Below are 20,224 nucleotides of genomic sequence, written 5' to 3' on the forward strand. Positions count from 1 at the left end.
GCGGCGGTGGGGGCGGCGGGCGCGGCAGGGGGTTCGGGGGCGGGGGCGGGTCCAGGGGTGATGCCGGAAGCGGCCGGCTCGCTGACGACGGTCCCCGGCACCGGCGGCCGGTGCCGGCCCGAGACCACCTGGCAGGCGTTCTGGAGCGGGGCCTCGATCGCCCCGGCCAGCGCGGCGAAGCCCTCCAGGGCCAGCGGCGGGTCGGCCTGCGCGTCCTCGATGGCGATACGGCCGTCCTGCACCACCGCGAGCACATCGATCCGGGCGCCGTCCGCGAAGGTCAGCCGGATATCGACCCAGGGCGGCAGGATCTCGCGCCGTGTGGCACCGTCGCGCGGGTCGCCGGCGCCGGTGACGGTGCCGTGTCCCTGCACCTCCCACACCGGCCATTCGTACGCTGCGCGCTCATGTGGTTCCTGGGCGGAAATCCATTTATGTTCCGACACATTCGCCACTTAATCAGGCAATCCACCCTTATTGTCATGGCGCGCACGGACCGGGCCCGCACGGCACCCTGTCGGCGCATCGCCCCGGGGTCGGGCGTGGGACCCGAGACGCCGGCACGGCGACCGGGTCAGCCGTCGCCGAGCCGCCGGGCCTGCGCGTCGGCGGCGCCGAGGACGCTGTCGAGCAGACCGGGGAAGAGCGCGTCCAGGTCATCCTTGCGCAACCCGCTCATCTTGGCCGTTCCCCGGTAGATCTGCCGGATCAACCCGCTCTCACGCAGTACCCGGAAGTGATGCGTGGTGGTGGATTTGGCGACGGGGAGGCCGAAGTGCGAGCAGGCCAGCTCGCAGTCCGCGGCGGCGAGCTCCCGCACGATACGCAGACGGATGGGGTCGGAGAGCGCGTGCAGCACCCCCTCCAGGCGGATGTCCGTGCGCGGGGGGTGTGCGAGTTCGCGCGTACTGGTCGCGGCGGTCACAGCGGCTCCACTCCTCGGGGGCTCCCATTGTACGGTCGTTCGAGGGTCATCGTAGTTTGACATTCACCGTACTACGATGGGTACCGTACGAAGCGGAGAACGCCGGTCCCCGGACCGCCGGGCCGGTTGCCCCGCCCCGCTCCGCCCGTCCCGTCTGCCCTGTTCCGCCTGAATGGAGTTCCCCTGTGAGCGCGCTGTTCGAGCCGTACACCCTGCGGTCGCTGACCATCCCCAACCGGGTCTGGATGGCCCCCATGTGCCAGTACTCCGCGGACGAGACCGGTCCGGACGCGGGTGTCCCGAACGACTGGCACTTCGCCCATCTCGCGGCGCGCGCGGCGGGCGGCACCGGGCTGATCCTCACGGAGGCCACGGCCGTCAGCCCGGAGGGCCGGATCAGCCCCGCCGACCTGGGTATCTGGAACGACACCCAGGTCGAGGCGTTCCGCCGGATCACCCGCTTCCTCGCCTCGCAGGGCACGATCGCCGGCATCCAGCTCGCGCACGCCGGGCGGAAGGCCTCGACCGACCGGCCCTGGAAGGGCGGCGCTCCCGTCGGGGCCGAGGCCAACGGGTGGCAGCCGCTGGCGCCGAGCCCGGTGCCCTTCGCGGACGGCCACCCGGTGCCCGCGGAGCTGACCGTGGCGCAGATCGAGGAGATCGTCGGGCAGTTCGCGGCGGCGGCCCGGCGGGCGCGGGAGGCGGGCTTCCAGGTGGCCGAGGTGCATGGCGCACACGGCTATCTGATCGGCGAGTTCCTCTCCCCGCACAGCAACCGGCGTACGGACGCCTATGGCGGCTCCTTCGAGAACCGCGCGCGGTTCGCACTGGAGGTCGTGGACGCCGTACGGGCCGAGTGGCCGGACGACCTGCCGGTCTTCTTCCGGATCTCGGCCACCGACTGGCTCGACGAGGGCGGCTGGACGGCCGACGACACCGTGCGGCTCGCGGACGGGCTTCTGGCGCACGGCGTGGACCTGCTGGACGTCTCCAGCGGCGGCAACGCCGCGGGGGTACGGATCCCGCTCGGCCCCGGCTATCAGGTGCCGTTCGCGGCCCGGGTCAGGAAGGAGACCCGGCTGCCGGTGGCGGCCGTGGGTCTGATCACCGACGCCGAGCAGGCCGAGAAGATCGTCGCCAACGGTGAGGCCGACGCCGTGCTGCTGGGCAGGGAACTGCTGCGCGACCCGTCCTGGGCCCGCCGTGCCGCCGGGGCGCTGGGCGCCTCCGTACAGACCCCGCCGCAGTATCACCGGGCCTTCTGACCTGCGCGGACGTTCACTTCAGGCGTCATTGTCAGTGGTCGGGTGCAGACTGGCCCATATCCGTGACAAGGGCGTCCTGGAGGGACAGGCGATGACCGAGGTACTTCTCACCGTAGGCACCCGCAAGGGGCTCTTCATCGGCCGCAGGCGCGGCGGCCGGTGGGAGTTCGACGGACCGCACTTCAACGCGCAGGCGGTCTACTCGATCGGAATCGACACGCGTGGCGGCGGGAAGGCACCGCGGCTGCTGGTCGGTGGCGACAGTCTGCACTGGGGCCCGTCCGTGTTCCGCTCGGACGATCTGGGCGCGAGCTGGACGGAGCCGAGCCGTCCCGCGGTGAAGTTCCCGAAGGACACGGGGGCGTCCCTGGAGCGGGTCTGGCAGCTCCATCCTGCGGGGCCCGCGGCCCCGGGTGTGGTGTACGCGGGGACGGAGCCCGCCGCGCTGTTCCGCTCCGAGGACGGCGGCGAGACCTTCGAGCTGGTCAGGCCGCTCTGGGAGCATCCCACCCGGTCGAAGTGGGTGCCGGGCGGCGGCGGTGAGGCGGTGCACACGGTGGTGACCGACCGGCGGGATCCGGCCGCGGTGACCGTCGCGGTCTCCACGGCCGGGGTGTTCCGCTCCCGGGACGGCGGCGAGAGCTGGGCGCCGTCGAACCAGGGGGTGTCGGCCGTCTTCCTGCCCGATCCGAATCCGGAGTTCGGCCAGTGCGTCCACAAGATCGCGCAGGACGCGGGCGATCCGGACCGGCTGTATCTCCAGAACCACTGGGGGGTGTTCCGCAGCGACGACGCGGGCGACCGGTGGAGCGACATCGGCTCCGGCCTGCCCTCCGACTTCGGCTTCACGGTCGCCGCGCATCCGCACCGCGCGGATGTGGCCTATGTCTTCCCGATCAACGCCGACGCGGACCGGGTCCCGGCCGGGCGCCGGTGCCGGGTGTTCCGTACGCAGGACGCGGGCGGAAGCTGGGAGCCCCTGTCGGCGGGACTGCCCGACGGCGACCATTTCGGCACGGTACTGCGTGACGCGATGTGTACGGACGGCTCCGATCCCGCGGGGGTCTACTTCGGCAACCGCAATGGCGAGGTGTTCGCCAGCGCGGACGACGGCGACACCTGGCAGCAGCTCGCCTCGCACCTTCCGGACGTACTCTGTGTTCGTGCGACCACGCTCGCCGGATAGCCGGGAGCGGCGCGACTGGAATGCTGGGCGGCCGGTCAAATGCCATGCGATGAAGGTGCGTTGACGGGTGCGGGCGGAGCTGTGCCCTGCGCACCAGTAGAGTGGCGCTCCGTGACAGCAAGACCGTTGAATGAGATTGTCGAGCCCGGATGGGCGGACGCGCTGGGCCCCGCGGCAGGTCGTATCACCCAGATGGGTGATTTTCTGCGGGCGGAGATCGCCGCCGGGCGCACCTATCTGCCGGCCGGACCGAATGTGCTGAGAGCCTTCCAGCAGCCCTTCGACGAGGTGCGGGTCCTGATCGTCGGCCAGGATCCCTATCCGACGCCCGGGCACGCGGTGGGGCTGAGCTTCTCGGTGGCCCCCGAGGTCCGTCCCCTGCCCGGCAGTCTGGAGAACATCTTCCGGGAGCTGCACACGGATCTGGGTCTGGCCCGGCCCTCCAACGGTGATCTGACGCCCTGGACGCGCCAGGGGGTCCTGCTGCTCAACAGGGCGCTCACCACCGCGCCCCGCAAGCCCGCCGCCCACCGCGGCAAGGGGTGGGAAGAGGTGACCGAGCAGGCGATCAAGGCCCTGATCGCCCGCGGCAAGCCGCTGGTGTCCATCCTGTGGGGCCGTGACGCCCGCAATCTGCGGCCGCTCCTCGGCGAGTACCCCGCGATCGAATCGGCCCACCCCTCCCCCATGTCGGCGGACCGGGGTTTCTTCGGTTCGCGTCCGTTCAGCCGGGCCAATGACCTCCTGGTCCGCCAGGGCGCACAGCCGGTGGACTGGCAGTTGCCATGAGCGGCCGGGTCCGGCGATGAACGAGGTGCCGCGATGAGCTGGGTGCTGGGCGTGGACTCGGGCGGCTCCGGCCTGCGCATCGCGCTCGGCTCCACGGCCGGGGGCCAGCCCGCCGGGGTCAGGACGGTCGGCACCACCGCCTCGGCCGAGCCGGTGCGCACCGGGCCCACGGGCATCGACGCCGGGCATCTGCTGTCCCAGCTCCTGCCCGCGGTGGAGACACTGCTGGCCCGGGCCGGTACGGACACCCTGGCCGCGGCCGCGATCGGCGCGGCCGGCATGGCGACGCTCGGCGGCGGGCTCAGGGCCGAACTGCCCGGTGCACTGGAGCGTTCGCTGGGGGTACGACGGCTGGCGCTGGCCGCGGACGCGGTCACCGCGTACGCGGGAGCGCTCGGACAGCGCCCCGGGGCGGTCGTCGCCGCCGGTACGGGAATGATCGCGCTCGGCACGGATCTGAAGGGCTGGCACCGCGCCGACGGCTGGGGCCATCTGCTGGGCGACTGCGGCGGCGGTGCCTGGATCGGGCGGGCGGGGCTGGAGGCGGCCATGCGCGCGCACGACGGACGGCGTGGCGGTTCGCCCGCACTGCTGTCCAGGGTGGAAGCGGTTTTCGGACCGGCGGGCGAGCTGCCGGGGCTGATCTATCCGCGTACGGACCGGCCCGCCGTGCTCGCCTCGTTCGCACCGGAAGTTGCCCGCTGCGCGCCCGGCGATCCGGTCGCGGCGGACATCCTCGCGCAGGCCGCGCGCCATATCGCGGAGTCGGCCGCGGCGGTCTGCCCGGCCTCCGGATCCCCCGAAGTCGCCCTCACCGGGGGCCTGTTCAAGCTGGGGGACCCACTGCTCGCACCGATGAGGGCCGAGCTGTCCGAGCAACTCCCGCACGCCACCGTCGTCTCGGCCGCGGCCGATCCGCTGAGCGGGGCGCTGCGTATCGCGGCGGAGCTGGCGACGGACTCGCTGCGGCTGCCGCCCGACGGACGACTCCTCCACGTCCCGACACATCAGGACAGATAAGGGGAAAAATACCTAACGGATAAATAAGGGCAGATGGTTCGCGAGCGGCCCCTCCCCGAACAGCCGCGCCCACAAAACCAGTAGCATTCGACGGCATGAGCACCCCCACTGGGCCCGCATCCGGCCTGCCTGTACGAATGCCGCGACCCCGACAGTCGGGGCGCCACCGCCGCCCCGAGCCAGTGGCGGCTCCCGAAGGTGCGCCCGCGCTTGTTCTCGCCGTTCCCGGCACCCCCTCCAGCGCCGTCCGTGGACTGGCCGAGGAGATTGTCAGCATCGCCCGCTCCGAGCTGCCCGGCCTCGACGCCGTCATCGGCTTCCTGGAGGGTGACGGCGACGAGTACCCCACGCTGGCGACCGCCCTGACGGGAACCGCCGCGCTCCGTACCGAACGCTATGAACTGGCCAAGGCCGCGGGCCGGGAGGCCGCCGAGCCCGAAGGCCCCGCCGCCGTCGTCGTACCGCTGCTCGCCGGTCCCGACAGCGGACTGATCGCCCGGATACGCCAGGAGGTCGGGGACAGCGGTGCTGTCGCGGAGCTGACCGACGTCCTCGGTCCGCATCCGCTGCTCGCCGAGGCCCTGCACGTACGGCTGTCGGAGGCCGGTCTGGCCCGTGCCGACCGCGCCAGGCTGTTCACGGTCGCGACGGCCGCCGACGGCATCATCCTGGCCACGGTGGGCGGCGAGGAGGCGGTCCAGACGGCGGGGATCACCGGGATGCTGCTCGCCGCGCGCCTCGCCGTACCGGTGATGGCCGCCGCGCTCGACGAGGAGGGCTCGATCACCGCGATCGCGGAGCAGTTGCGCGAGTCCGGTTCGACGCAGCTCGCGCTCGCGCCGTACCTGGTCGGTCCCGAGCTGCCCGAGGGGCTGCTCGACACGGCTCTCAAGGAGGCCGACTGCGCCGCCGCCGAGCCGCTGGGTGCCTATCCGGCGATCGGCAAGCTGGTGCTGTCCAAGTACACGACGGCGCTGGGCATCCCCGCGCAGCCGCAGGGGACGCCCGCTTCCTGAGCCGCCGCGCCGACGGATGCCCCTGGGTACGGGTACGGGACGGCAGCGTCCCCCGTACGCATGGAAAGGGCCCGCACCGGAACTCTCCGGGGCGGGCCCTTCCGCGATCTCCCGAACGCGGCTTCGGCCAAAGCAAGTCAAATCCAGTCAAAGCCCCGCCGAAGCCAGTCAAAGCCCAGCCGAAGCCGGTCGGGGTCGGTCAGCCGAAGATCACGCAGGAGGCGGCCGGGGCCTGAAGGGAGCCCGCGCGGACCGGGACACCCGTCTCCGGGTCGATGTCGAACCAGGTCACATCGCCGGAGTGCTCGTTCGCGGCGTACAGACGGCGGCCCGCCGGATCGAGCGTCAGATCCCGCGGCCAGCGCCCGCCGCACTCCACGGCGGTGACCAGTTCCGGCTTCTCGTACGTCTCGTCGAGCGCGAGGACGGCGATGCTGTCGTCGCCGCGATTGGCCGCCCAGACGAACCGTCCGTCCAGGGACACCACCACTTCCGAGGCGTAGCTCTCGGTGTCCACGCTGTCGGGCAGGACCGGGGTCTCACCGAGCGGTTCGAGCACGCCCCGCTCCGCGTCCCAGCGGCAGACCGTGAGAGTGGGAGTCAGTTCGTTGAGCACATAGGCATGGCCGCCGGCCGGGTGGAAGGCGAGATGGCGCGGTCCGGAGCCGGGGCGCAGCGCCGTCTCGCCGTGCGGTGCCAGCTCGCCGGCGGCGGTGTCCAGGGCGGAGATCCGTACGGAGTCGGTGCCGAGGTCGGTGACGAGGACCCAGCGCCCGGTCGGGTCGGTCACCACCTGGTGCGCGTGCGGGCCGCGCTGCCGGTCCGGGTTCGGGCCCGCGCCCTGGTGCTGGAGCACCCCTGCGGCGGCCAGCAGCCCGCCGTCGGCGCCGACCGGCAGGACCGTGACGCTGCCGGAGCCGTAGTTGGCGGTGAGCAGATGCCCCTGGGTGAGCGTGAGGTGGGTGGGGCTGCTCCCGCACACCGGTACGGGGTCGCCGATCAGCCGGGGCCTCCCGCCCCCGGTGTCCGCGACAGGCACGCCGAAGGCCGCCGCCGCGCCCTCGTCCGTCTCGGAGACCGCGTACAGCACGGATCCGTCCGGCGCGAGCGCGAGGAAGGACGGATCGGCCACGGCGTCGGTCACTCCCCGCTCCATCAGTGCGCCGGTGTCCGCGTCCACGGCCGCGTGGATGATGCCGCGACCGCCCGCCGAAGTGAACGACCCGATGAAGGCCCGCCCGTTGTTCCTGCCGCTCACAGTCCCTGTCCCCTCTTCGGCTGAACCTCAACGCCCGATCCGTGAATGCCCGGCCGACGGTAGCAGGCGGTCTGGACCAATCACCGGGGACCGCCACCCCGGCCGACGAGCGGAGCCGCTGCTTCGCTGGGCATGCTGGGGCGTATGAGCGCCTCACAGCTTCCGACAGTCATCTTCGATCTCGACGGAACACTTGTGGACAGTGAGCCCAACTATTACGAAGCCGGACGCCAACTGCTGGCCCAGTACGGGGTGACCGGCTTCGACTGGGAGCATCACACCCGGTTCATCGGCATCGGCACCCGGGAGACCCTGGAGACGCTGCGCGCGGAGTACGGGATCGACGCGCCGGTCGACGATCTGCTGGCCGAGAAGAACCGGCTGTATCTGGAACGGGTGCACGCCTCGACGGAGGTGTTCCCGCAGATGCGGAAGTTCGTGGAGCGGCTGCACACCGAGGGCGTGCCGATGGCCGTGGCGTCCGGCTCCTCGCGTGCGGCCATCGACATGGCGCTGTCGTCCACCGGCCTGGACGCGTACTTCACCGCGACCGTCTCCGCCGAGGAGGTCGCCCATGGCAAGCCGGCACCGGACGTCTTCCTCGAGGCGGCACGCCGGCTGGGTGCCGCGCCCGCCAGGTGCGTGGTCCTGGAGGACGCGGGGCCCGGTGTGGTCGCGGCGAACGCCGCCGGGATGCGCTGTATCGCGGTTCCCTATGTCCGGGCCACGGCCGACGACCCGGCGTTCGCCACGGCCGGGCTGCTGTTCCCGGGCGGGCAGCGCGAGTTCACGGCGCAGGCCGCGTACACCTGGCTCTTCGAGACGGGTGGCTCCGGGCCGGACGGAGGCGTCCGGCGGCCCGGAGCCCGATGACACCGGAGTCGCCCGACGTGCGGGACCGCCCGCCGCGCGCACGGCAGCGCACGGCGGGCGTGCGACGGGCGGCCCCGTGTCCGTCGGCGGCCCCGTGTCCGTCGGCAGGCCTGGCGTCCGTCAGCGGACCACGTCCACGAACACCGGGTTGGTGTACATCCAGGTGTCGGCCCACGGGTCGCCGTTGCCCGGCTCGTGGGGAACCGGCCCGTGCGGGTCGATCGCCGCGCCCAGGTATCCGTCCCCGTGGCGCTTGCCGTCACTGCCGCGCAGCCGCAGGTAGAAGGACTCCTCGGCCCTGCCCACCGGGATGCGGAGCGTGTACCGGCCCCGACGGCCCCGCACGTCCGCGGTGTGCGCCACCCGGGTGTCGGGCGCACGCCAGGTGTCACGGTCCTGGACCGGGCCCCGTACCGCGCCCCGGATCACATCGAGGTGCGCCAGCCGCGGCACCTCTCCGTGCTGGTTGGGCCGGGACGCCGTGGTCACGGTGACGTTCAGGACGACCCGCTCCCCGCGCCGTACGCGCAGCCGCCCGCCGAGGGTGACCCCGCGCCCGGCGCCGTGCTCGGTGTGCACCCGTACGTCGATGCCGTCCAGGAGCTGGCCGTGGTCGACCCACACACGTCCGGCCCGAAGCCCCTCCATGACCTGCCGGTAGCCGTACCGCGTCACACCGACATGCGTCCGGCTGAACTGGCCCGGCCAGAAGTCGCCGCCCGGCTGCGGCTCGGTGGTGTTGACGGGGTCGGGGAGATGGCCGACGTCGTCGAAGTTCTGGCCGGGCAGCCAGTCCCCGTTCTTCCAGGTGTCGAACGCGACGCGGTGCACATCGGAGTTGGAGGTGATGGAGAACAGCCTGCCCTCCGCCAGCATCGAGTCCCACAGCCCGCCGACCGTCGCGGTCGCCCAGTCGAAGCCGCCGTACGTGACATACGCCGCCGTCGGATACCCCGGCCAGGAGTCCGCCGACGGGGAGTTGACGTACTCGCCGCGGATACTGTTCGGCCCGGCCCAGCCGGGGAAGGCGCCCGCCTGGGCACCCGGTGCGCCCTCCATGCCGATCATGATCTCCGGGGCGGCGTCCCGCCAGGCGCGGATCTCGTGCGGGGAGTCGATGCCCAGGCGCAGGGGGTGGTTGGCGAGGACGAGGACATCGTCGACGTATCCGGTACGGCGCTGCCGGTCGAGCCACTGGAGCGCCTGGACGGCGTGCGCCTCGTTGCGCGGGGTGTCGGGGTGTCCGGGGGCGCCAGCCGTATAACCCAGCAGCTTGCCGTCGTACGCCTGCTCGAAGCTGGTGAGCAGATCGACCTCGTGGCGTCCGGGCGGGGAGAAGACCGTACAGTGCTCCGCGCCCGGGACGTACCACTCCAGGCCCTGGAAGATCAGCATGCGGCGGTTCTCGGCGCGCGCCCTGGCTATCTCGCGGTGCTCGGCCGCGGCGCCGCCGGGCAGGGAGTGGCCGATATTGCTGTGCTCGGTCAGGACCAGCCAGTCCAGACCGTAGGTGGACGCGGCCCGGGAGAGCTGGGAGAAGGTGTATTTGGCGTCGTGGCTGTAGATCGAGTGCACATGGTGATCGCCGACCAGATAGGCGAGTTCGGGGTCGCTCTGGTTGCCGTGCCCGCGCTTGTGCCCGGCTGCCGTACCGGTGGTCGCGCCGGTCGTCGCCCCGGCCGGGGACGGCGCGAGCGCCGCCGCGCCGCCGGCGAACGCGGCACCGAACAGGCCTGCCGTACGCAGGAGTCCGCGCCGCGAGAGGCCCTGGGGGTCCAGCGAGCCGGCGGGTACGGCGGGGTCGGCCCAGTGGGGCAACTGCTGGGCATCGGGAAGGGGTTCGTGCGTGGGGTCGTGCATGGGTGAGGGGTCTCCTTGGGGCTCGGCGGTTCAGGCGTTCATGAACTCGCGTACGGACAGGGCTCGTTCCACGACGCGGACATCGCCGACCCAGCCGTAGAGGAGCTGGTCGAGCGTCCCGCCGTACTCGTAGCCGCCGAGCAGCCAGGGCAGACCGAGCGTCGCGAGTCCCGTGGTGCGTGTGGCGGGGTTACGGGCGACGGGGCAGCCGTCGACGTACATCGTGGTGTGCTTCCCGTCGTTGACGACGGCGAGGTGCCACCACTTCTCGCGCTCCAGCTCATGGCCCCAATTGGTGACCAGGGACGGCTGGTTGAGCGGCGCCGCCGCCCACTGCGCTCCCGGCCCGTCGGAGAGGGAGAGCGTCGCGACCGGCTCGTTGGGGTCGCCCTCGGTCTTGCCCGCCGCACCCGCCGTGCCCCGGCGGCTCAGCAGCGAGGACCAGGCGTTGTGCCCGGCGGCCCAGTCACCGGGGACCTTGCAGAAGACCTCGATGGTGTAACCGGCGCGGAAGGTGTGCGAGTTGAGCGGCGCGCCGTCGGCCGTACGGAGATACGCGCCGCGCAGCGGGGGCTTGCCGCCGTCGAAGAACAGGCTGCCGTGGCCCGGCTGGTCGGGGTGGTGGCTGTCGGACCAGCGGAGCGCCTCGGGCCCGCTGCCGGGGACGGGCACCCTGGTCAGATCGTTGCGGTGGCCGGACAGATCGCGGATACGAAGGGCCTCGTCGGCGGCCGAACCGTCCTGGCGCGGGCCGTCCTGGTATGGACCGTCGAAGCGCCAGTACGCGACGGTGCCCGGCACCAGCATCCGCGCGGCGGGACGCGGACCTCGCGCGGGAACGGGCGCGAAACCGGCGAACCGGCTCTCGAAGTCGAGCGGTACGGAGAACCGGTCCTGCGGCCCGGTCAGTTCGATCTCGTGCCGCTCCAGCTCATTGAGGTGCTCGCCCGCCCGGCCCAGGATCCACGGGGAGATGGTCTCCACGTCGATGGTGTTCCTGGAGAGGTCGAAGCGGTAGAGGCGGATCATCGCGCTTCCGCCGTAGTAGCGGTTCTGGTAGTTGGTGATGTGCAGATGGACGTCGTTGCCCGCATCGTTGCGGCGGACGGTGCGGGCGGCCGGCCAGAAGTGACCGTTGAGGGTCAGGAAGATCTGGTCGTTCCCGGCGATCAGTTCGTCCCACAGGTGTCTGCCATGGTCGGAGAACTCGGCTTCGTCCCCCGACTCGTCCGCGTACACCAGCTCGTGGGTGGTGAGGACGACGGGCGTCCCGGGATGGTCCGCGATGACCTTCTCCGCCCAGGCCAGACCGGCCGCCGAGGGGCGCCAGTCGAGCGCGAGCACCAGCCACTCGCGGCCGGCGGCGCGGAAGAGGTGGTACGAGTTGTAGCCGTCGGGCGTGGCTCCGCCGAAGGTGGGCAGCCGGCGCATGCGCTGCGGTCCGAACGCGTCCAGGTACGGCGTACGGCCGCGCTGGTCGTCGGTGGAGGACGGGATGTCGTGGTTGCCGGCGACCACGCTGTAACCCACGCGCCGCTTGTCGAGGAGCGTGAACGTATCGCTGAGCGGCCCGAATTCCTCGGCGCGGCCGTTCTCGGTGAGATCGCCGAGATGGGACAGGAAGACGATGTTCTCGTCGCGGCCGTGGTCGAGGATGTAGCGGAGCGATGCCTCGACGGGCGCGGGGTGGATGCTGGCGCCGTCGAAGAGGTACTGGGTGTCGGGCATCACGACGAGCGTGAACCGCGGGCTGTCGGGGTCGGGCTGCCAGGGCGCCGCGCTCCGGGACTCGTCATGGCCGGTCGTGAGCGGGGCCCGCGCGGCAGCGGCGGGAGCGGCGGCGAGTCCGGCGGCCGTGGCGGCGCCGACGATTCCGGTGGCCCTGAGGAAGTGACGACGGCTGGCGGCGGCCGGGAGGGCGCCGTCGGGCCGGTGAAGCGGACTGCACATGTACGTCTCCGCGAAGTTTGTCCGATTGACCGAGGGCAAACTACGCGGGGGCGGCGGGCACTTGGGGGCCGGTACGGCAATGGCTGGGGGAAGAACCCATGAATGGCCGGAACCGCCGCCCCCGCTTGGCGAGGGTCTTCCGTTGGTGCCGAGGGGGCGGGCGGTACGGCTCGGTGCTCGGGACGGTGCGCCTCAGCGCTCCGCCCCCACCGCGGCGGTGTCGGGGCGCAGGAGTGGATCGCGCGCGACCACGCCGGTGGACGGCAGCAGTCCTACGAGGAGGACGGCGGCCGGCAGCAGGGCGGCGAGCAGACGCGCTCGACGGGGGTACGGGACGAGGCCGTCGGCCCGGGCCGGGCGATCCGGCCCGATCGCCGTGCCCGGTACGGCTGTTGGAGCGCTCGTACTCGACGGGCCGCCCCACAGCCGCAGCCAGGGCCTCGCCAGCAGCGGCCACAGCAGCACCACGGCCGTCACTCCCGCCCACCGCGGCCACCGGAGCAGATGGATGTGCGCCATGTCGAGACTGGTGGCGACCGCGGTGAGTGGGGCGTAGTCATTGAGGATCAGGCTCGGGACGGCGAGGACCGTGACGGCCGCCGCGTGCAACAGCAGGGCGATCGGCCCCGCGAGCAGGAGCAGCAGCGGCGCCACCGGCCGGTCCGCGCGCTCGATGAACCAGCGGCGCAGCGCGCGCGGCGGGTGGTACAGCTTGCCGGTCACCCGGCGCGGTCCGGACGCCTTGGTGGCGTCGAGCGCCTCCAGTACGGTACGGGGACCGACGGCGGCCACCGCGTACCGGTCCGCCGCCAACTCCGCGCACCACAGGGCGATGACCGGCACGATCAGCAACTGCGGCAGCCGTGCGACGATCGCGAGCATCTGCCCGGTCATCAGCGACGGCTCGGGGAACGTCTGCGACAGGACCAGCCAGACCACCGGAGCCACGGCGCAGACCAGGAACACCACGGGCCAGGCGCCGACCAGCCCGGTGAAGGGGCTGCCGAGGCCGGTGATCAGATGCTCGCCGCTGGCGAGGTGCGCCACCTCGTGGAGCAGCAGGGCGCGGGCCCGGTCCGGGTCGCGCTTCCACAGCGCGAGGAAGCCGAGGGACACGGCGACCCTCCGGCCGCGCCAGCCCCGCGCGTACACCCTGATCGAGGGGCCGCGGCCCCGCATCGAGACGGTCAGGACCGTCCCTGGCGCGTGGGCGTCGAGCAGCCGCTGTATGTCGTGGAGGGCGGAATTCGCCGGGCCGCTGACGGGCGCGACGAGGTGGTACCGCCACTCCGTGTACCGGCCGCGGAGGTGCGGCAGCAGGACCGCGGCCACCCCGGCCACGGTGAAGAGGATGGGAATGGCCTGGCTGACGAGCATGACGCGCAGCGTGGTGAAGGCGTCGCCGGACACGTAGAGGGGGTACGTCCGGTCCGTCCAGAGGTCCTGGATCTGCTCGCGCCACCAGGTGACGGCGGCCGGCGCGTCGTAGACGTACGTCGCCATGACCAACCAGAGCCAGGGCGGCGGCGGTACCGCCTGCGGCACGCCCGCGCCGGAGGCGGCGTTGCGGCTCACTCGGCGGACCCTCGGCCCGCGAGCCGGGCGGCCAGCCGCCGCCGCAGCCGCGCAACGGCGGACCCGCGCGTACGGCCGGACGCGCCTGGCGGCCGATCGCCCGCGAGGGCACCGAGAAAGTCCCCGGCTCCGTCCCGACGCCCCGTGTACAGCGCGGCAACGGCCTCAGCGGCCACCCGGTCGGCGGCCGGGCGCTCCATGCCGCCGTCCTGAAGACACGAGGACACGTGCACGACGGCCCGAGCGATCACCGCGAGATCGGAGACGGGCACGCCGCCGATCGCGGGCGCGGCGGGCGGGACCCGGCCCGCCGCAGGGGCCGGGCCGGGGTCGTCGGCGGTCGCGCGCATGGGAGCGCCGGAGTCGGCGGAGTCGGCGGAGCCGGCGGAGCCGTCCGGGCCCGGCCCGGCCGCCGTGGCCGCCGAGTCGTCCGTACGGCCGGAGCCCGGCGCGGCGCCCGCACCCGGGCCGGCGGCGTCGGCAACGCCGGACGCGGCAGCCGCACCACCGGCCGTGCCGGCGCCGGCGACCGGCGCCGCGGCGCCCGGACCGGCGCCCGCCGCGGCCATCCCGGCAGCCGGGCCGCCCGTACCGGCACCGGAATCACCGGCCGCCTCCCTTCGTTCCGCTCGCTCCTCCAGGGCCAGCAGCAGCGCGGCCCCCGAGATCGCGTTGGCCGTCGCCGGGGAGGCCAGTGCCGCCATCAGGAACTGGTACGAGGAAGCCAGCGCGTCCCAGAGAGCGGGAAGGAGTGTGGCCAGTTCGCCCCCGGCGCCGCCCGGGGCCGGGGGCGCGGAGCGGAGCAGGGCGCGGCGGCCCCGGCCGCCGTCCGCGTACACCCGGGCCGTGGGGCCCGCGAAGGAGATCTCGTCCGGCGCGACGGCCCCGGCGATCCGCCCGGCCCAGGTGTCGAGCAGTTCCGTACGCCCCGCGGCCGCGCCCGCGCCGGTGGTGTCTCCGGTCGCCCCCGGCCACCGTCCCTCATGACCACTCGACACGGAAGCTCCTGGTCCCGTCGAGCGATGTGCCGCTGAGGGTCAGTGACGCGGAGTCCTCGCTCACCGTTCCCTCCAGGGTCGTGCCCGTCGCCATGCCGTACGGGAAGACCATGTACTGGCTGCACGGCAGGATCGGCTTGGGTACGAACAGCAGGTTCAGCGCGAGCGCCTCGGAGTTGCCGGGGTCGGTGAGGTCTCCGGAGATACCGCCCGAACCGTCCTCGGAGAGGGTCCAGTAATTGACGGACACCGCCTCGCCGTCCAGTGTGTCGGTCGCGTCGAGCGCGGAGGAGACCCCGAACGCCCCCGCCGGTGTCTGGCTGTCGCTGGCCCAGGTGAGGTTGAAGCTGTTGTCCTCCCCGCCGACCGGGTCGGTGATGATCAGCGTCGCGGGCAGCTCGTACGACTCGGACGTCTCCCCGCAGCCGGGATCCGAGAAGTCGACACTGATCCGGGCGGTGCCCGACCACTGGCCCCGCGGCACGCCCGACGAGACGTCGTCACCGGACCCCGAATCGGATCCGGAACCGTCCGACGAGTAGTCGTCCGAGCCCGAGTCGTCGCCGGAACCTGTGTCGTCGGTGGCCGTCTCCGTGGGCTCCTCGACCGGCTCCGACGTCTCCGTCTCGGAGGGCGTGGGCTCAGCCGTCGTTTCCGTCGGCGTAGGCTCGGCCGTCGCCGTGAATCCACTGTCCGAGGGCTCGTCGGACGCGCCTCCGCCGCCCCCGCACGCGGTCAGCGCCAGCAGACCGCCGAGACACACCGCCGCGAGCAGCCTCTGCCGCCGGACCCGGCCCGGCCCCGGTCCCAGCCTCCCGTACCGCACACTCCGCCGCGTTCCCCGAACCGTCATCGTGACCCCCCTGCGGTCCATCCCCCGGACCTCTCCCCTGTTGCCGTACCGTTGTCGTGTCGGCCCGTCGGCCGCCGCATCGGAGGCCGCCGCACCGACGCCCCGTTTCACGATCACGGAACGCCAGTACGACGAGTCCCCCCTGCCCCGCGCCCTCTCCCCGTCCGGCGAGGGCCGTCCCGCGCACGCCCCCCGGCGTGCGCGCCCGCGCGGAAGGCGCTACGTCAACTGCCCCCGTGCACCGCCCGGTTGGGGGTCCCAAAGTAGACGGGCTTTTGTGCCATTCACATCCCAGATGTCTGGGGGTTCGCCCTAGCCTGCTCGCGTGACTTCCGCTTCCCGTCCTCATTCCGAGCAGGACCCCGCCGGTTCCGCTCGTTCCGGCCATTCCGCCGGATCCCAAGACCCCAACAGGCCCGCCATATCGGCCAGATCCAGCAAAACCGGCAGATCGGGTAGATCTGGTGCACGAAACGCCGCGGTCGCCCCTGCCGCCCGTGACGCGCTGGCCGTCGCCCTCGACCGCCGGCTGCGCGGGACCGAATCGCTGGGGGCGCTCGATGTCCTCCAGGCAGGCGCGGACGCCCTGCTCAGCGCCGTTCCCGCCGACATCTGGTGCGTCGTCATGCTCGATCCCGCGACACTCCTCGACACCGGAGGCCTGCACGAGCACGGATTTCCGCGCAGTGTGATGCCCCGGCTGTTCGAGATCGAGCACGCCGCCCAGACCGGTGTCGACAACATCCGCGCCCTCGCCCGCCGTTCCGCTTCCGCCAGTCTGCTCAGCGACTCCATGACCGGCCGGATGGCGGAGAGCGTCTACTACCGTGACGTACTCCAACCCGTGGGTTTGGCCGACGAGTTACGCGTACTCCTGCGGGACGGCTCCCGCACCTGGGGGCTGTTCGTGCTCTGCCGGGCGAAGGGCTCGCCGCCCTTCACCCCGGCCGAGGTGGCCCTCGCAGGCACCGTGAGCGCCCCGGTCACCACCGCGTTGCGCCGCTCTCTCCTCCTCGCGGGCATCGACCGCGACGACGTGCCGGACGCCGCCGGCCTGCTGATCCTCGACGACGATCACGAGGTGCGTCTGTGCACCTCCACCGCCGAGCGCTGGCTCGGCCTCATCCAGGAGGCACACCCCGCCCCCGGACACCGGTTCCCCTTCACGCTCGACGCCCTCACCAACAAGGTGCGCGCCGTCGGGATGGGCGTCCAGGTGCAGTCCCGCGCGATCAGCCGCACCGGCCACTGGGTCACCCTGAGCGCCTGGCGCGAGAAGGCGGAGGACGGCGGGGCCGACGGGACCAGGGAGCCGGAGGCCCTGACGTATGTCTCGCTGGCCCCGAGCCGCCCCGGTGAACTGACGGCCATCGTTCTCGACGCGTACGGTCTCACTCCGCGTGAGCGCGAGGTCGCCCAGCATGTTCTGCTGGGCCGCTCGACCGCCGAGGTCGCGGACTCGCTGCGGATCGGCGAGTACACCGTCCAGGACCATCTGCGGAAGGTGTTCGACAAGGCCGGGGTACGCAGCCGCCGTGAGTTCTCCGGCGAGCTGTTCCAGCGCTGCTATCTGCCGAGGCTGGACGATCCGCCGCTCACGACGGACGGCCGTATGCGCAACGACACCCCGGGCGACGACACTCCGGACCGCCCGCGCTGACCCGTACCACCCCCGCGTCCCCCCGAGCAGCCCGGCCCGGCGTGTCCGCGCTCGCTTCTACCCTGGGGGCGCATGGCGACCGGACCTGCGAAAACCAAGGCGGCGACCACAGGAAGGGCGACCGCGCGGCACGGGGCCGGGCTGCTCGGCGACTATCTGCGGGTCCGCCGTGAGCGCCTGCGCCCCGCCGATGTCGGTCTGCCACCGGGATCGCGCCGCCGGGTGCCGGGGCTCCGCCGCGAGGAGGTCGCGCTGCTCGCGGACATCAGCGTGGAGTACCACCTGCGCCTGGAGCAGGGCCGTGACCAGCACCCTTCCGAGCAGGTCCTCACCAGCCTCGCCCGTGCCCTGCGCCTCGACACCGACGCCGAGGCGTATCTGCGCGAGCTGGCCCGTCCGGCGCGCCCCGCCCCGGGCGGACCGCCCCGGCCCGAGCGGGTCAGCGAGAGCGTGCGGAGCCTGATCGACAACTGGACGACCACCCCCGCCCATGTCCACGGTGACCAGGCTGCTCCATCCCCGCGTCGGTGCCCTCGATCTCCGGTACGAGAAGCTGGCGCTGCCCGGGGCGCCCGGCCAGATGCTGGTCACGTATCACGCCGAGCCGGGCTCCCCGTCCCAGGAGAAGCTCCGGTCGCTGGCCCGCCCGGACGTGGAACCTGCTGTCTCCGACGGGGGCAGGGCCCTGTCGAACAGCGACCGGTCACGAGATATCTTGATGTCGAGCAATGTTGCAGATGTGGAGTTGCAGACGTGGAGCGGAGCGACCGGTGACTGACTCGACCATCATCTATACGCACACCGACGAGGCCCCGGCCCTCGCGACGTATTCGTTCTTGCCCGTGATCGAGGCGTACGCGTCGACGGCCGGGATCACCGTCGAGAGCCGTGACATCTCCCTGGCGGGGCGGATCATCGCCGGCTTCCCCGAGCGTCTTGAGGAGGGCCGGCGGATCGATGACGCGCTCGCCGAGCTGGGGGCGCTGGCCGGGACCCCCGGGGCGAACATCATCAAGCTGCCGAACATCTCGGCGTCGATCCCGCAGCTCAAGGCCGCGATCGCGGAGCTCCAGGAGCAGGGCTACGCGCTGCCGGAGTACCCGGACGACCCGAAGACGGACGAGGAGAAGGACGTCCGCGCGCGGTACGACAAGGTCAAGGGCAGCGCCGTCAACCCGGTGCTGCGCGAGGGCAACTCCGACCGCCGCGCCCCCGCTTCCGTGAAGAACTACGCCAAGGCGCACCCGCACCGGATGGGCGCGTGGACGGCCGATTCGAAGACGAATGTCGCGCACATGGACGCCGACGACTTCCGCTCCACCGAGAAGTCCGCGGTCGTCGCCGAGGCCGGTTCGCTCCGTATCGAGCTGGCGGGGGACGACGGGAGCACCACCGTCCTGCGCGAGTCCGTGCCGGTCCTGGCGGGCGAGGTCGTCGACGCGTCGGTGATGCGGGTGGCGGTGCTGCGTGAGTTCCTCGCGGCGCAGGTCGCCCGTGCCAAGGCCGAGGGCGTGCTGTTCTCGGTGCACCTGAAGGCCACGATGATGAAGGTCTCCGACCCGATCATCTTCGGTCATGTCGTACGGGCCTTCTTCCCGAAGACGTTCGCCGAGCACGGCGACGCGCTGGCCGCGGCCGGTCTGACCCCGAACGACGGGCTCGGCGGCATCCTCAAGGGCCTGGAGTCGCTGCCCGAGGGCGCGGAGATCAAGGCGTCGTTCGACGCCGAGCTGGCCGAGGGCCCCGCGCTGGCAATGGTCGACTCCGACCGCGGCATCACCAATCTGCACGTCCCGAGCGATGTCATCGTGGACGCCTCCATGCCGGCCATGATCCGCACCTCCGGTCACATGTGGGGGCCGGACGGCAAGGAGGCCGACACCCTGGCGGTCATCCCGGACAGCAGTTACGCCGGCATCTACCAGGTCGTCCTCGACGACTGCCGGGCGAACGGCGCGTTCGACCCGTCCACGATGGGCTCGGTGCCGAACGTCGGGCTCATGGCGCAGAAGGCCGAGGAGTACGGCAGCCACGACAAGACGTTCGAGATCCCCGTCACGGGTACGGTCCGGGTCGTCGACGGCTCGGGCAACGCCGTCCTGGAGACCGTGGTGAGCGCGGGTGACATCTGGCGCATGTGCCAGACCAAGGACCTGCCCATCAGGGACTGGGTCAAGCTGGCCGTCACGCGCGCCCGCGCGACCGGCGATCCGGCGGTGTTCTGGCTCGACGAGGGGCGCGCGCACGACGCGAGCCTGATCGCCAAGGTCAGGACGTATCTCGCCGACCACGACACCGAAGGCCTGCGGATCGAGATCATGGCGCCGGTGGACGCGATCGCGTTCTCGCTGGAGCGAGTCCGCCGGGGCGAGGACACCATCTCGGTCACCGGCAATGTCCTGCGTGACTACCTCACCGACCTCTTCCCGATCCTCGAACTCGGCACGAGCGCGAAGATGCTCTCGGTCGTTCCGCTGATGAACGGCGGAGGGCTGTTCGAGACGGGTGCGGGCGGCTCCGCGCCCAAGCATGTGCAGCAGCTCGTCAAGGAGAACTATCTGCGCTGGGACAGCCTGGGCGAGTTCCTGGCGCTGGCGGTCAGTTTCGAGCACCTCGCGCAGACCACGGGCAACGCGCGCGCCCAGGTCCTCGCCGACACGCTCGACCGCGCGACGGCCACCTTCCTGAACGAGGACAAGTCGCCGAGCCGCCGCCTCGGCGGTATCGACAACCGGGGCAGCCACTTCTACCTGGCGCTCTACTGGGCCCAGGAGCTGGCGAAGCAGACGGACGACACGGGCCTCGCGGAGGCGTTCGCGGACCTCGCCAAGACGCTGACCGAGCAGGAGCAGACCATCGTCGACGAGCTGATCGCGGTGCAGGGCTCGCCGGCCGACATCGGCGGTTACTACCGGCCGGACGAGGCGAAGGCCGCGGCGGTCATGCGTCCGTCGGCCACCTTCAACCAGGCGATCGCGACGCTGGGCTGAGCCTCC

At 72.2% G+C, this 20,224-nt stretch carries 17 protein-coding genes and 1 pseudogene; 10 read left to right on the top strand and 8 right to left on the bottom strand.

Annotated elements, in window-relative coordinates; genetic code table 11:
- Positions 1–383: DUF6214 family protein (locus tag WH07_RS36045; protein ID WP_232788695.1), on the bottom strand; the 383-nt coding region annotated here is incomplete at its 3' end.
- 191 nt (positions 384–574) lie between these two features.
- The gene (locus tag WH07_RS03115) at positions 575–925 is read right to left on the bottom strand and encodes an ArsR/SmtB family transcription factor (protein ID WP_046494986.1); all 351 of its coding nucleotides are present in this window, start codon (positions 923–925) and stop codon (positions 575–577) included.
- A gap of 185 nt (positions 926–1,110) precedes the next feature.
- Between WH07_RS03115 and WH07_RS03120 the strand changes: the two genes are divergently transcribed.
- The 5 genes from WH07_RS03120 (at position 1,111) to WH07_RS03140 (ending at position 6,201) form a co-directional block, all read left to right on the top strand.
- On the top strand, positions 1,111–2,190 hold the full coding sequence (locus WH07_RS03120; RefSeq protein WP_046494988.1) for an NADH:flavin oxidoreductase/NADH oxidase: 1,080 nt from the start codon (positions 1,111–1,113) through the stop codon (positions 2,188–2,190).
- A 91-nt stretch (positions 2,191–2,281) separates the two neighbouring features.
- Entirely contained in the window at positions 2,282–3,376 is a 1,095-nt protein-coding gene (locus WH07_RS03125) for a WD40/YVTN/BNR-like repeat-containing protein (RefSeq protein ID WP_046494990.1), read from the top strand.
- Positions 3,377–3,487: 111 nt separating this feature from the next.
- A complete protein-coding gene (locus WH07_RS03130; protein ID WP_046494992.1) occupies positions 3,488–4,165 on the top strand; it encodes a uracil-DNA glycosylase in 678 nt (225 codons plus the stop codon).
- Between the two features lie 33 nt (positions 4,166–4,198).
- On the top strand, positions 4,199–5,185 hold the full coding sequence (locus WH07_RS03135) for an N-acetylglucosamine kinase (protein WP_046494994.1): 987 nt from the start codon (positions 4,199–4,201) through the stop codon (positions 5,183–5,185).
- A gap of 95 nt (positions 5,186–5,280) precedes the next feature.
- On the top strand, positions 5,281–6,201 hold the full coding sequence (locus WH07_RS03140) for a sirohydrochlorin chelatase (RefSeq protein ID WP_079022904.1): 921 nt from the start codon (positions 5,281–5,283) through the stop codon (positions 6,199–6,201).
- A 199-nt stretch (positions 6,202–6,400) separates the two neighbouring features.
- Here WH07_RS03140 and WH07_RS03145 read toward each other — a convergent pair whose 3' ends face one another.
- Positions 6,401–7,459 (bottom strand): lactonase family protein, encoded by a 1,059-nt coding sequence (locus WH07_RS03145; protein ID WP_046494998.1) that lies wholly within the window; start codon positions 7,457–7,459, stop codon positions 6,401–6,403.
- A gap of 144 nt (positions 7,460–7,603) precedes the next feature.
- Here WH07_RS03145 and WH07_RS03150 point away from each other — a divergent pair, with 144 nt between their 5' ends.
- Positions 7,604–8,332, top strand: coding sequence for an HAD family hydrolase (locus tag WH07_RS03150; protein WP_106409497.1), 729 nt, complete (start codon positions 7,604–7,606; stop codon positions 8,330–8,332).
- A 120-nt stretch (positions 8,333–8,452) separates the two neighbouring features.
- On the opposite strand, the gene WH07_RS03155 is transcribed toward WH07_RS03150, so the two are convergent.
- The 5 genes from WH07_RS03155 to WH07_RS03175 all read right to left on the bottom strand — a co-directional run bounded on the left by WH07_RS03155 (position 8,453) and on the right by WH07_RS03175 (position 15,568).
- Positions 8,453–10,192, bottom strand: coding sequence for a PHP domain-containing protein (locus WH07_RS03155; RefSeq protein ID WP_046495002.1), 1,740 nt, complete (start codon positions 10,190–10,192; stop codon positions 8,453–8,455).
- A gap of 30 nt (positions 10,193–10,222) precedes the next feature.
- The gene (locus WH07_RS03160) at positions 10,223–12,142 is read right to left on the bottom strand and encodes a LamG-like jellyroll fold domain-containing protein (protein ID WP_046495004.1); all 1,920 of its coding nucleotides are present in this window, start codon (positions 12,140–12,142) and stop codon (positions 10,223–10,225) included.
- Between the two features lie 192 nt (positions 12,143–12,334).
- Positions 12,335–13,717 carry a M48 family metallopeptidase gene (locus WH07_RS03165; RefSeq protein WP_046495006.1) on the bottom strand — a complete coding sequence of 461 codons (1,383 nt, stop codon included), beginning with the start codon at positions 13,715–13,717 and terminating at the stop codon, positions 12,335–12,337.
- Positions 13,714–14,715 (bottom strand): hypothetical protein, encoded by a 1,002-nt coding sequence (locus tag WH07_RS38610; RefSeq protein ID WP_046495008.1) that lies wholly within the window; start codon positions 14,713–14,715, stop codon positions 13,714–13,716. The genes WH07_RS03165 and WH07_RS38610 overlap by 4 nt, the downstream gene beginning before the upstream one ends.
- Entirely contained in the window at positions 14,699–15,568 is an 870-nt protein-coding gene (locus WH07_RS03175) for a hypothetical protein (protein ID WP_157877175.1), read from the bottom strand. The genes WH07_RS38610 and WH07_RS03175 overlap by 17 nt, the downstream gene beginning before the upstream one ends.
- Positions 15,569–15,893: 325 nt before the next feature.
- Here WH07_RS03175 and WH07_RS03180 point away from each other — a divergent pair, with 325 nt between their 5' ends.
- From WH07_RS03180 to WH07_RS03195, 4 genes and pseudogenes are all read left to right on the top strand, one after another.
- Complete coding sequence (locus tag WH07_RS03180; RefSeq protein WP_157877176.1) at positions 15,894–17,228, top strand: LuxR C-terminal-related transcriptional regulator; 1,335 nt, start codon at positions 15,894–15,896, stop codon at positions 17,226–17,228.
- Between the two features lie 72 nt (positions 17,229–17,300).
- Positions 17,301–17,537: pseudogene (locus WH07_RS40780) on the top strand (hypothetical protein); the annotation flags it as partial.
- A gap of 181 nt (positions 17,538–17,718) precedes the next feature.
- Positions 17,719–18,006, top strand: a complete 288-nt coding sequence (locus WH07_RS40785) for an MmyB family transcriptional regulator (protein WP_046495017.1) — start codon at positions 17,719–17,721, stop codon at positions 18,004–18,006.
- A complete protein-coding gene (locus WH07_RS03195) occupies positions 17,999–20,218 on the top strand; it encodes an NADP-dependent isocitrate dehydrogenase (RefSeq protein ID WP_046495019.1) in 2,220 nt (739 codons plus the stop codon). The genes WH07_RS40785 and WH07_RS03195 overlap by 8 nt, the downstream gene beginning before the upstream one ends.
- Positions 20,219–20,224 lie beyond the last annotated feature (6 nt).

The sequence above is a fragment of the Streptomyces odonnellii genome, assembly GCF_000981895.1.
GTDB lineage: Bacteria > Actinomycetota > Actinomycetes > Streptomycetales > Streptomycetaceae > Streptomyces > Streptomyces odonnellii.